Below are 11,604 nucleotides of genomic sequence, written 5' to 3'. Positions count from 1 at the left end.
ACTAGGCCCTCTTGATTTTCAGGCTGTTCAAGTAGGCCTGGGGATCTTGAGGGTCAAACACCACCCCATCGAAGAAACGCTCCGTTCCTCGCGAAGTGTTGCTGGGAATGTTCTTCACCCCCAAAGCCTGGGCGGCCTCGCGCCAGAGATCTTCGCGGTTGACCTCATCCACCAGACGGCGGGCAGTATCCAGATCCTTGAGGAAGCGAGCGTGGAAGCCCCAACGCAGCGATTCCGTCAAGAACCAGAGGTCATGGCTCTTGTAGGGATAGGAGACGCTGCCCCGCCCATCTTCCCAGTACAGGGGCCCGGCGCTGAAATCTTGAACAGCCGGCTTGCCGTCTCCCAATTCGTACTTGCCCTGAAAAGGAGGCGTGAGAACCTCGACCGGCACATTTAGATAAGCACGCCCCGAAAGGATGCGCACCAGCTCTTCACGGTTGGCCGGATCGTCGCACCATTGCTGCGCTTCCATGACCGCCATCAAAGTGGCCTGCGTGGCCTTGGGGTTTTTCTCCACCCAGTCGGCGCGAATGGCCAAGTATTCTTCAGGGTGAAAAGGCCAAATCTGCTGGGTGAGGGCCGCCATGAAGCCGATTTTATCGGCCACAATCCGGTAGGGCCAGGGATCCCCGGTGCTAAAAGCATCCATGGTGCCATTGCGCATCCCCTGCACCGTCTCGGCAGAGGGTACCGCCAACAGGTCGATGTCTTGATCCGGATCTATCCCCCCAGCAGCCAGCCAGTAGCGGATCCAAAAATCTTGATTGACGTTGGGGAAGGTATGGGCGGCCTTGAATTTGCGTCCGTTGCTGGCGCTGAAATTTTTGATGTAGTCTGCGGCTCCGGAAACATCCAGCCCCAAGCCCTTGCCCGCATGCATTCCGGCAATGGCAATCCCGTTGCCTTGGGTGATCAACTGGCACAGAACCGCCATGCGCACCGGCTGGTTGTTGGTGATGGCGCCGATGTGGATCATATGGGGCATCGGCATCTGCCACTGGCCGCCGTCAATGCCCCCACCCGCCGAGCCGATCACCACGTTGTCGCGGGCTGCCGGCCAACTGGCCTGCTTCAACACCTCTACGCCGGTCATGCCGTGCTTGGCGAAAAAGCCCTTCTCCTTGGCGATGATCAGAGGGGCAGATTCCACAATCGGAATAAAACCCAGCCTGAGGTTGGGGGTTTCCGGGCCGCTGGCTTGAGCAACCCAGTAGCCCGTACTGGCCCGTGCTAGGCTGCCACTCACAAGCCCACCCACTGTGGCTGCACCCGCGGACAATAAAAAGCTGCGACGTGATGTCATGATCACCTCATCTTTGACAGAATATGTGAGCGCCAAGCAAAACCTTTCCAGTTCAAGCCGCTAGACCGACGGATTCCCCTCGTAAAGAAATCCTTAAATCTCAGCTTGGTTGATATCCTAAAAGCAGACAGGCATAGAAACAATACAATTATTCTTTTGGTATCTATAGGTTTTTCCCTATCTTTTGGCGATTCTCGAAGGAGTTGCTCTCCGGTGGCAGAGGGCTTTAAGCAAAACGGCTCAACGGATGGGGGATCCCTGCCCCATGCCGGCTATCACTGGGACGGTTGTGCCGAGCCGTTTTTTGAAGGTTGGTACAGCCGTGTCACCTTGCCCGGGGATCCGCCCCTTAGCTTTGCCTTCATGTACGCCATCGATCCCAGGCGAGGAGGCATGGCACAGGTGTTGGGGCCGGACGAGGAGCTGCAGTGGCGCACCTTCCCCAACCCGCAGCGCTTCTGGGCCAGTTGGCGGCATCTGGCCTTGGGGCACTCCGGCGGGCCAGGCGAGAGCTGGCGAGGGCTGCAGGAGCCCCTCACCTTTTTCCAGCGCACCGCCAGCGGCTACCAATACAGCGCCCACCTCAACCAAGGGATCCTGCCAGATCCCACCCGGGCCGAGCCGGTTCGCTGGCTCTATCGCATCCAACCCTGCTGCGCCTATGGGATCCCGCCGCGGGCCACCATGGGAGCCTGGTCTTATCTGCCCATCTTTGAGCCGGGCTGGCAGATCCTGATGAGCCACGGCCTGGCCAGCGGCTGGGTGGAGTGGCGGGGCAGGCGCTACGCATTCGAGCAGGCCCCCGCCTACGCCGAAAAAAACTGGGGGCAGAGCTTCCCTCGTCGCTGGTTTTGGATCCAGTGCAACGCCTTTCCCGACCATCCCGGCCTCAGCCTCACCTGCGCCGGAGCCGAGCGACAGGTGCTCACCCGCCCCGAAGAAGTCGCCTTAATCAGCTTGCATGGGTGGGGATCCCAGCCTTTTTTGGAATGGCGGCCCGGCCAAGCGCGGCTAAGCTGGCAGGTAGATCCCTGGGGATCCTGGCAGGTGCGCGGTGAGGGATCCCACTGGTGCATCCAAGTAGAAGGTCATACACGGCAGCCTGGGCAAACCGTCTTCACCCCTGGCCCGCAAGGGATGCGGCGCAACTGCCGCGACACCTTGGCCGGGCATCTACAAGCCCGCCTGTGGCGGCGCAACGGCCAAGTCTGGATCCAGGTGCTCACGGCCAGCAGCTCCCAAGCCGGCCTCGAGGTGGGGGGAGAAGTTCTGCGCTCCTGGCCAGGGCATTGTTGAACCTTGGCGGATATCTACACCCCCCTTGGACTTTCCCAAAAACGCTCTTGTGCTAGAATACCTAAGCCACACTGATAGGCGTCCATCTCTGAAGAGGAGAGACAGGTCTTCAACCGTGGCTGTTTTGCTTTTCCTGTAGGTAGATAGCTTGCGCCTGTAGCTCAGTGGACTAGAGCACGTGGCTACGGACCACGGTGTCGGGAGTTCAAATCTCTCCAGGCGCGTCACGATCCCAGATGATTTTTCGTCTGGGGTATTTACCCTACCTTAGTTGGCCTGAATCCTGTGTTAGGATTACCCCTATCAAGTCCGCCTTGATGCAGGCGTAGGGAGCCCGAGGATCATGTTTGAACGCTTTACAGAAAAAGCCATCAAGGTGATCATGCTGGCCCAGGAGGAGGCCAGACGGTTAGGTCACAATTTCGTTGGCACCGAGCAAATCTTGTTGGGGTTAATCGGCGAGGGCACTGGGGTCGCCGCCAAAGTTCTCAAGTCCATGGGAGTGAACTTGAAGGACGCCCGCATTGAAGTCGAGAAAATTATTGGCCGGGGATCCGGCTTTGTGGCTGTCGAGATCCCTTTCACTCCCCGCGCCAAGCGAGTGCTGGAGCTCTCCTTAGAGGAAGCTCGCCAGCTCGGCCACAACTACATCGGCACTGAGCACCTGCTCCTGGGCCTGATCCGCGAAGGGGAAGGGGTAGCCGCCCGCGTTCTGGAAAACCTGGGGGTGGATCTGTCCAAGGTGCGCACCCAGGTGATCCGCATGTTGGGCGAGACCGCCGAAGTGACGGCAGGGGGTGGGTCTTCCAGCCGCACCAAAACGCCAACCCTGGACGAATTCGGCTCCAACCTCACCCAATTGGCCCAAGAGGGCAAGCTGGATCCGGTGGTGGGTCGGACGCGGGAAATCGAGCGGGTGATCCAGATCTTGGGCCGCCGCACCAAGAACAACCCCGTCCTCATCGGCGAGCCGGGCGTCGGCAAGACCGCCATTGCCGAAGGTCTGGCCCAGCGCATTGTGCAGGGGGATGTGCCCGATATCTTGGCCGACAAGCGAGTGATCAGCTTGGATATCGGCCTGTTGGTGGCCGGCACCAAGTACCGCGGCGAGTTTGAGGAGCGCCTCAAGAAAATCATGGATGAGATCCGCAACGCCGGCAACATCATCCTAGTCATCGACGAGGTGCATACCCTCATCGGGGCCGGGGCTGCCGAAGGGGCCATCGATGCTGCCAACATTCTCAAGCCCGCCCTGGCCCGCGGCGAACTGCAGTGCATCGGCGCCACCACGCTGGATGAGTACCGCAAGCACATCGAGCGAGATGCCGCTCTGGAGCGTCGCTTCCAGCCGATTATGGTGGGCGAGCCGAGCGTTTCAGAGACGATCGAGATCCTGTTTGGTCTGCGGGAGCGCTACGAGCAACACCACAAGCTGAAGATCTCCGATGCGGCTTTGGATGCGGCGGCCAAGCTGGCCGACCAGTACATCTCCGACCGCTTCCTGCCGGACAAGGCCATCGACCTCATCGACGAGGCGGCTTCACGGGTGCGCCTGATCAACTCGCAACTGCCGCCGGCGGCGCGGGAGCTGGATCAGGAGCTGCGGCGGGTGCTCAAGGAGAAGGATGCCGCGGTGCGGGCCCAAGACTTCGACAGGGCCGGTGAGCTGCGGGATCGGGAGATGGAGATCAAGCAGCAGATCCGCGCCATTGCTGCTGCCAAGAAGGCTGAGGAAAGCAGCCGCGAGGAGATGCCGGAGGTCACCGAAGAGGACATCGCCCAGGTGGTGAGCGCCTGGACAGGGGTGCCGGTGGCCAAGCTGACCGAGAGCGAGTCGGAGAAGCTGCTGCACATGGAGGAAACCCTGCACCAGCGCATCATCGGCCAAGATGAGGCGGTGCGGGCCATTTCCCGTGCCATTCGTCGCGCTCGCGTGGGGCTGAAAAACCCCAACCGCCCCATCGCCAGCTTCATCTTCTCCGGCCCGACGGGGGTGGGCAAAACCGAGCTGACCAAGGCCCTGGCGGCCTACTTCTTCGGCTCCGAGTCGGCCATGATCCGCCTCGACATGTCGGAGTACATGGAGCGGCACACGGTCAGCAAGCTGATCGGATCCCCGCCCGGATATGTCGGCTACAACGAGGGGGGCCAGCTCACGGAAGCGGTGCGGCGCCGTCCCTACACGGTGGTGCTCTTCGACGAGATCGAGAAGGCCCACCCGGATGTGTTCAACCTGCTGCTGCAGATTCTGGAAGATGGCCGCCTGACCGACGCCAAGGGCCGCACGGTGGACTTCAAGAACACCCTGATCGTGATGACCTCTAACATCGGCTCGAAGGTGATCGAGAAGGGCGGCGGCAGCCTCGGCTTCGAGTTCAACACCAACGACGAAGATGCAAACTACAACCGCATCCGCAACCTGGTAAACGAAGAGCTGAAGCAGTACTTCCGGCCTGAGTTCCTCAATCGGGTGGACGAGATCATTGTCTTCCGGCAACTGACCAAGGACGAGGTGAAGCAGATTGCCGACATCCTGCTCAAGGAAGTGTTCGACCGCATGACGGAGAAGAAAATCCGCCTCACGGTCAGCGATCGCTTCAAAGACTTGGTGGTGGAGGAGGGCTACAACCCCAGCTATGGGGCGCGTCCGCTGCGCCGTGCTATTCAGCGCCTGTTGGAAGACATCTTGGCGGAAGAGATCTTGACCGGCCACGTCAAAGAGGGCTCGGAAGTCCTCATCGATGTGGACGAGGAGCGCAAGCCCAAGGTGCTGGTCACGCAGCCGGAGCGGGTTCTCTTGCCGCAGGGAGCGGAGTAAAGCTGCGGCGGGGCATCTGTGTCTCCCCTTCAGGTTCTGGTTGCTAGGAAGACAAGGGATCCGCTGCTGTTCTCGGATCCCTTGCTCTTATCCTTCGTCTGTGTTGCTGTTCTAGGCAGTTGTCTTTAGAGTCAAGGGATTGGCCGTAGGAGAACTTTGGCATGGTGCAATCGACCTACTACTACTATGGCGGCGCTCCGGTTCGGACTCCGCCTCCCGATTTGGCCTCGCTGCTGTTGCAGGAGCGCATTGTCTACCTGGGCCTGCCCCTAGCAGAGGAGTCGAATGCCAACGTCACCAAGCTGATTGTGGAACAACTGCTGTATTTGCAGTACGAGGATCGGGAAAAGCCGATCAAGATGTACATCAACTCGACGGGCACCTACAGCTACGACACGGCAGCGTTTGCCATTTTGGATACGATGAACTACATCAAGCCGCCGGTGCATACCATCTGCATTGGCAATGCCATCGGTATGGCAGCCATGTTGTTGGCGGCGGGCGCCAAAGGGTTCCGGGCCAGCTTGCCCAATGCCACGATCGTGCTGCATCAGCCCTACGGTGGCACTCGCGGACAGGCCAGCGATATTGAAATTCGCACCCGCGAGATCTTGACCCTGCGCAACATGATGCTGGAGGAATTGTCTCGCAGCACGGGCCAGCCTCTGGAGCGCATCAAGAAGGACACGGAGCGGCTGTTTTTCATGACTCCGGAAGAGGCCAAAGCCTACGGCCTCATCGACCAGGTGTTGACCAGCTCCAAAGTCTTGCCGAAGTTGGCAACAGCCAAAAATTAAAACAGAGGGCTCCGTCGATGGTTCAAGTCCCTGCACAGCCTTTAACGGCGGAGGGGTACCTACGCCTCACGAACTGGCCTTATGAAAAACGCGATTATCAAGACAAGCGCAAAGACTGTGCTGCCGGTGGGATCCCGGAATACTGGATTGGGGATCCCGCTAAGCAGTCGGTTTCCGTGTTGCGCTGGGTTGGTGGGGAATACGAAGACGAGGTTAAAACCGGCCCTGAACGCATTGTTGCCTCGGTTTTGCCCCAGCTAGATTTGAGCGTGGAAGAAATCTTGCAAGCGCGTCGTTCTGTGTAGTGTTCCGTGCTGCATACTTTGCCAGGAGAAACTTATGCCGATTGGAGTGCCCCGCGTTCCCTACCGTCTGCCCGGTGAGCCCTACAGCCAGTGGATCAGCCTCGACGACCGCCTCTACCAAGAGCGGATCTTGTTTATTGGCGAGCCCATCGATGACAATTTGGCCAATACTATCGTGGGGGTGATGCTCTACCTCAACTCCCAGGATCCGCAAAAAGACATTGTGATGTACATCAACTCTCCGGGCGGCTCTGTGACGGCGGGCATGGCCATCTACGACACCATGAACCACATCAAGCCGGACATCGTAACCGTTTGCGTGGGCCAGGCAGCCTCGATGGCGGCCTTTTTGCTGGCTGCCGGCACCAAGGGAAAACGCTTTGCCCTGCCCCACTCCCGCATCATGCTGCACCAGCCTTCTCTGGGCACGATCCAAGGCCAGGCCAGCGATATCGAAATTCGCGCCCGCGAAACTCTGCGGGTCAAACGGCGCATGAATGAGATCTTGGCGCAAACCACCGGCCAACCGCTGGAGAAAATCGAGCGGGATGTGGAGCGAGACTTTTACCTCTCGGCCACGGAAGCCCAGGCTTATGGAATTGTCGACCGGGTGATCCAAGAGCGCTCGGAAGCCATGGCCAGCTAAGGGGGATTTTGGCTCGCCGCAAAAAGAAGACCTGGGCAAGATTCCGAATCAAGCGGAGTGAACCGGGAGATTGGCATCCAGTGAACCGAAAGCATTGGGTCAGAAGGAGCAGTGGATGGGCCGGTCTGCTGGTGTTCCTGCTGTATCCCCCCTATCCAGCTTTGGCTTTGCCCCCGGCTTTTGAGCTCCCTGAGGAGGTGCTGCGGGCTCAGCCAGATTTGCAGGCTCGCTCTCCGGTCGATAATCAGCCCCTCACCGCCGGCGAAGCTCTGCAACTCCAAGCAGCGCTGGGGGCCCGGCCCGAAACCGGATCTGTTTCTCCAGAGGTGGAGCGGCTGATCTTTTTGCTCAGGCTGCGCAAAGGGTTGCGCGACCTGTTTCCTTTTTTGTTCCCATAGCCTTTGATCTGGCCTTCACCCCCTGTTCCCCTCTCCCCAAGGGCGAGGAGGGATCCCTTTCTGGTAGCGGTAGGGGCCGGCGCGGGATCCCCAGGTTTGCTGACCGGTGGTGGCGTCAAAGCCGCGATCCCAGGTGATGAATTCCTGGGCTGTGAGGTCAAACTCGATGTGGATGTAGGTGCTGTCGCCGGGGTTGAGACGGCAGCCGCCGCCCGGCAGCATCTGGCCATGAAAGCAGTTGGGACGTTTTTCCACCAAAATGCGGCAGCCGGGCAAATGCTCCAGGTCTGCCAGAGAAAGCTGCGCCAAGCGCTGCGGATCCTGAGAGGCGCCTGCCCAAGCCGCTTGATCCCGCAACTTGTAGTTCTCGATCCGCAAGGGATCCGCCAACAACTGCAGCACTCGGCTGCGGTAAAACCGGCCCGGCGTGTGCTCGTTAAATTGCTCGGTAAAAAAGCCGATCCCCTCTGAAAACAAGCGGGGTAGGCGCACGTACCAGAGGCTGACCGGCACAAACCACACCGGTTCTGCCATGGCTTGGGCGCGGTTGCTGTAGTAGCCTTCTAGCCAATCGGCCAAGGTCTGCAAGTCGGAATCGGCAGTTGCCGCAGCAGAAGCTGTCATGGGCAGGAAAGAGGGTTGCCTGTCTTCAGGGATTTCTCGATTGTACGGCTATGCCAAGGGGGGGTGGGGGCCGAGCAGTAGGGGCCGCCTCGATCTTGTCTGGAGAGGTCAAGATTGGCTTGGCTGGTCATAGCTGTTGTCGCTGCCGCTGTTGCCGCTCCAGGGCCTCGAACAGGGCTTGAAAATTGGCCTCTCCAAAGCCTGTGGCCCGGCCTAGCCGTTGAATGACTTCAAAGAAAAAGGTGGGCCGGCCAAATAGAGGTTGGGTAAATGTTTGCAGCAGAAGGGGACGATCCTGGCCATCAGAGGCGGGCAGGGTGGCATCCAGAAGGATCTGCTGCTCCACCAGGTCTTGCCAGGAGATGGCCTGTCCAAGGGCGGAACGGAGCGCCAACCCCAACTCCCTTTCCAGGCTGGTGTAGTACTGCGGCGGCACCTGCAAAAAGTCCACTCCCCCCTGCCGCAACCGCCGCAGGCTGGCAACGATATCCGGGCTGTGCAGCGCCGCGTGCTGAATGCCCGGGCCACCATGGGCATCCAAAAACTCCTGAATCTGAGAAGCGGCGCAGGTGGGTTCGTTGATGGCCCATTGGATCCCGGCTTCTGGATCCCCTACCACCACGCTTTCCAGGCCAGAGGTGTCGGTGTGGATGCTGTAACGGTACAGATGCCGCCAGCCCAGCACCTGGCCATACCAGTCGGCTGCCGCCTGCAGGGATCCCTGCTCCACGTTCAACACCACGTGATCCCAATGGGAGAACAGGCCTGCTTCCGCAGGGGTGACGTTGGAGGGGCCGGGGACGAGAGAATGCCGGATCCCGTAGGGGGTGTGGAGGCAGAGCGCCGCTGCTGCCGGGATCCATTCCACTGGGGCGCCTCGCCCCCGCAACAGCTCCGCCAAGGCCGGTAGCTCCTGCTCCCCCACCGCCAAAGCCACATCCACCACCCCCGGCGAATGCTGCTGCAAATAGCGATCCACCTCGTCCCCCGCCCGTGCCGGCTGAGACAGGCGCACGCGCAGGGATCCCTGCCGCAGATCCAGGGTGTTGCCGGCCTCGCTTTCTAGTCGGAAGCCCCAAACCCGACAAAAGTGTTCCCGCCAACGGGGCAGATCCCAAAGGTAGAAGTGCAGGTGATGGATCCCTTGGACAATTCGAATGGACTGGTTCATAGAAAGCGCACGGCTAACGCGAACGCCAGGTGTTCTGGTGTTTTCCCGGCAACAGGTAACCGGGGCCGCCCTAACCCAGCATAGGCTGGCCCTTTGGCAAGGGAAAAGGTCAAAACCCTTTCCAGCAAACCCTTAAGACAACATTAAAAACACGCTTAAAAATGCGCCCACAAAAACATCTTCGCAGGGCAAAGGACTAAAATTGAAGTGGGCGAGGTGTATGGCCAACATCCAAAAAAAGAAACAGCAGAGTTGCTAAAAGCTCTCCCTCAAGTCAGTCACCAGGCCCTCTCTTTTGCAAAGATTGTTGTAGCTTTTGGCAGTTGCTGGGGCGCCGCCTTGCCCTATTGTCAGCCTATTGGCGGAGTTGTCAGGCGTCATAGTTGGGAGGATTGTTATGATAGCGAGCGCGCAGCGTTCTGTAGCTTTGTCTACAGAATCGAAGGCCGAAAAAAATACAGAACGCAAAGTATCTGATCAAGCAGTTGCGAGAGATTTTCTGCCGGGACGGTGGCAGCGCTGCATCGATGTCCGAGATTTTATTCAGCGCAATTACACTCCCTACACCGGGGATGAAAGCTTTTTGGCGCCGGCCACCGAGCGCACCCAACGGCTGTGGGCCAAGGTTAAGGATTTGATGGCGCTGGAGCGGGAGCGGGGGGTTTTGGATGCCGACACCGACCTTCCTTCCAGCATCACCAGCCACCCGCCGGGCTATATCGACCGGGAGCTGGAGCAAATTGTAGGTCTGCAGACAGACAAGCCCCTGAAGCGGGCCATCCTGCCCTTTGGCGGCATCCGCCTGGTAGAGACGGCCCTCAAGGCCTACGGCTACGAGCTGGATCCAAAGGTTAAGGAGATCTTTACCAAATACCGCAAGACCCACAATGACGGGGTCTTCGACGCCTACACGGAGGAGATGCGCCGCTGCCGCCGCTCTGGCATCATCACCGGCTTGCCGGACGCCTATGGGCGGGGCCGCATCATCGGTGATTACCGGCGGGTACCTCTCTACGGGGTGGATCGGCTGATTGAAGACAAGGAGGCGCAAAAAGCCAGCCTCGACCTGGACACGATGGATGAAGAGACCATCCGCCTGCGGGAGGAGCTCTCAGAGCAGATCAAAGCCCTGCACGAGCTCAAGGAAATGGGGGCCAGCTACGGCTTTGACCTGGGCCGGCCAGCAACCAATGCCCGCGAGGCCATCCAGTGGCTGTACCTAGCCTACCTGGCAGCGGTCAAAGAGCAAAACGGTGCCGCCATGTCCCTGGGGCGGGTCTCCACGTTCCTAGACATCTACATCGAGCGGGATCTGCAGGCCGGGATCCTCACCGAAGAAGAGGCCCAGGAGCTCATTGACCACTTTGTCATGAAGCTGCGCATGGTCAGGTTTTTGCGCACGCCGGAGTACAACGAGCTTTTCAGCGGCGATCCCACCTGGGTAACTGAGTGCATTGGCGGCATGGGGCTGGATGGGCGACCTCTGGTCACCAAGACCAGCTTCCGCATGCTGCACACCCTCTACAACCTGGGGCCGGCGCCGGAGCCCAACCTAACGGTGCTCTGGTCGGAGCGGCTGCCGGAAGCCTTCAAGCGCTACTGCGCCAAGGTCTCCATCGAAACCAGCTCCATCCAGTACGAAAACGACGACCTGATGCGCCCCTACTGGGGGGATGACTACGGCATCGCCTGCTGCGTATCGGCCATGCGCATTGGCAAGCAGATGCAGTTTTTTGGGGCGCGGGTAAACCTGGCCAAGTGCCTACTCTATGCCATCAATGGCGGTCGGGATGAGATCTCCGGTGAGCAGGTGGCCCCGGCCTATGCCCCCATCACCTCTGAGGTGTTGGAGTACGACGAGGTGTGGCCGCGCCTGGTGCAGATGATGGCCTGGCTGGCCAAGACCTACGTCAACACCATGAACATCATCCACTACATGCACGACAAGTACTGCTACGAGCGCCTGGAGATGGCCCTGCACGACCGGGATATCCTGCGCACGATGGCCTTTGGCCTGGCTGGCTTATCGGTGGTGGCGGATTCCCTCTCGGCCATCCAGTACGCGCGGGTGCGGGCGATTCGGGACGAGCGCGGCTTGGTGGTGGACTACGCGGTGGAGGGCGACTTCCCCAAATACGGCAACAACGACGACCGGGTTGACCAGATTGCGGTGCAATTGGTGCAGACCTTCATGGCGGAGCTGCGCAAGCACAAAACCTACCGCAACGCCATTCCCACCCAGT

The 11,604-nt window shown here is 59.7% G+C and carries 10 protein-coding genes and 1 tRNA gene; 8 read left to right on the top strand and 3 right to left on the bottom strand.

Annotation, left to right across the window (positions count from 1 at the left end; all coding sequences use genetic code 11):
* Window position 1 precedes the first annotated feature (1 nt).
* A complete protein-coding gene (locus tag NW844_RS06815; protein WP_414334600.1) occupies window positions 2-1,306 on the bottom strand; it encodes a CmpA/NrtA family ABC transporter substrate-binding protein in 1,305 nt (434 codons plus the stop codon).
* A gap of 213 nt (window positions 1,307-1,519) precedes the next feature.
* On the opposite strand from NW844_RS06815, the gene NW844_RS06810 reads away from it, so the two are divergent.
* The 7 genes from NW844_RS06810 to NW844_RS06780 all read left to right on the top strand — a co-directional run bounded on the left by NW844_RS06810 (window position 1,520) and on the right by NW844_RS06780 (window position 7,566).
* Complete coding sequence (locus tag NW844_RS06810) at window positions 1,520-2,602, top strand: tocopherol cyclase family protein (protein WP_414334598.1); 1,083 nt, start codon at window positions 1,520-1,522, stop codon at window positions 2,600-2,602.
* 150 nt (window positions 2,603-2,752) lie between these two features.
* Window positions 2,753-2,826: transfer RNA gene (locus NW844_RS06805), tRNA-Arg, on the top strand.
* A 119-nt stretch (window positions 2,827-2,945) separates the two neighbouring features.
* Entirely contained in the window at window positions 2,946-5,420 is a 2,475-nt protein-coding gene (locus NW844_RS06800) for an ATP-dependent Clp protease ATP-binding subunit (RefSeq protein ID WP_414334597.1), read from the top strand.
* A gap of 161 nt (window positions 5,421-5,581) precedes the next feature.
* Window positions 5,582-6,217, top strand: coding sequence for an ATP-dependent Clp protease proteolytic subunit (locus NW844_RS06795; protein ID WP_414334595.1), 636 nt, complete (start codon window positions 5,582-5,584; stop codon window positions 6,215-6,217).
* 17 nt (window positions 6,218-6,234) lie between these two features.
* The gene (locus NW844_RS06790; protein WP_414334593.1) at window positions 6,235-6,522 is read left to right on the top strand and encodes a Uma2 family endonuclease; all 288 of its coding nucleotides are present in this window, start codon (window positions 6,235-6,237) and stop codon (window positions 6,520-6,522) included.
* A gap of 34 nt (window positions 6,523-6,556) precedes the next feature.
* On the top strand, window positions 6,557-7,168 hold the full coding sequence (locus NW844_RS06785) for an ATP-dependent Clp protease proteolytic subunit (RefSeq protein ID WP_414334591.1): 612 nt from the start codon (window positions 6,557-6,559) through the stop codon (window positions 7,166-7,168).
* Window positions 7,169-7,299: 131 nt separating this feature from the next.
* Window positions 7,300-7,566, top strand: coding sequence for a hypothetical protein (locus tag NW844_RS06780; protein ID WP_414334589.1), 267 nt, complete (start codon window positions 7,300-7,302; stop codon window positions 7,564-7,566).
* A 15-nt stretch (window positions 7,567-7,581) separates the two neighbouring features.
* On the opposite strand, the gene NW844_RS06775 is transcribed toward NW844_RS06780, so the two are convergent.
* Together NW844_RS06775 and NW844_RS06770 are read right to left on the bottom strand one after the other, a co-directional pair.
* Entirely contained in the window at window positions 7,582-8,190 is a 609-nt protein-coding gene (locus tag NW844_RS06775) for a chromophore lyase CpcT/CpeT (RefSeq protein WP_414334588.1), read from the bottom strand.
* A gap of 127 nt (window positions 8,191-8,317) precedes the next feature.
* Window positions 8,318-9,361 carry a VOC family protein gene (locus NW844_RS06770; protein WP_414334587.1) on the bottom strand — a complete coding sequence of 348 codons (1,044 nt, stop codon included), beginning with the start codon at window positions 9,359-9,361 and terminating at the stop codon, window positions 8,318-8,320.
* Window positions 9,362-9,758: 397 nt separating this feature from the next.
* Between NW844_RS06770 and NW844_RS06765 the strand changes: the two genes are divergently transcribed.
* On the top strand, window positions 9,759-11,604 hold a 1,846-nt coding region (locus tag NW844_RS06765; protein WP_414334585.1), incomplete at its 3' end, for a pyruvate formate lyase family protein.

The organism is Synechococcus sp. H55.2 (genome assembly GCF_047462495.1).
Lineage (GTDB): Bacteria > Cyanobacteriota > Cyanobacteriia > Thermostichales > Thermostichaceae > Thermostichus.
Note: the sequence above shows the minus strand (reverse complement) of the source record. Positions and strands in the feature narration are given on the sequence as shown.

Excerpts from the sequence above, each read along its gene's own strand:
- NW844_RS06815 (WP_414334600.1), bottom strand. The coding sequence starts at position 1,306 with ATGACATCACGTCGCAGCTTTTTATTGTCCGCGGGTGCAGCCACAGTG.
- NW844_RS06800 (WP_414334597.1), top strand. The coding sequence starts at position 2,946 with ATGTTTGAACGCTTTACAGAAAAAGCCATCAAGGTGATCATGCTGGCC.
- NW844_RS06795 (WP_414334595.1), top strand. The coding sequence starts at position 5,582 with ATGGTGCAATCGACCTACTACTACTATGGCGGCGCTCCGGTTCGGACT.
- NW844_RS06790 (WP_414334593.1), top strand. The coding sequence starts at position 6,235 with ATGGTTCAAGTCCCTGCACAGCCTTTAACGGCGGAGGGGTACCTACGC.
- NW844_RS06785 (WP_414334591.1), top strand. The coding sequence starts at position 6,557 with ATGCCGATTGGAGTGCCCCGCGTTCCCTACCGTCTGCCCGGTGAGCCC.
- NW844_RS06775 (WP_414334588.1), bottom strand. The coding sequence starts at position 8,190 with ATGACAGCTTCTGCTGCGGCAACTGCCGATTCCGACTTGCAGACCTTG.
- NW844_RS06770 (WP_414334587.1), bottom strand. The coding sequence starts at position 9,361 with ATGAACCAGTCCATTCGAATTGTCCAAGGGATCCATCACCTGCACTTC.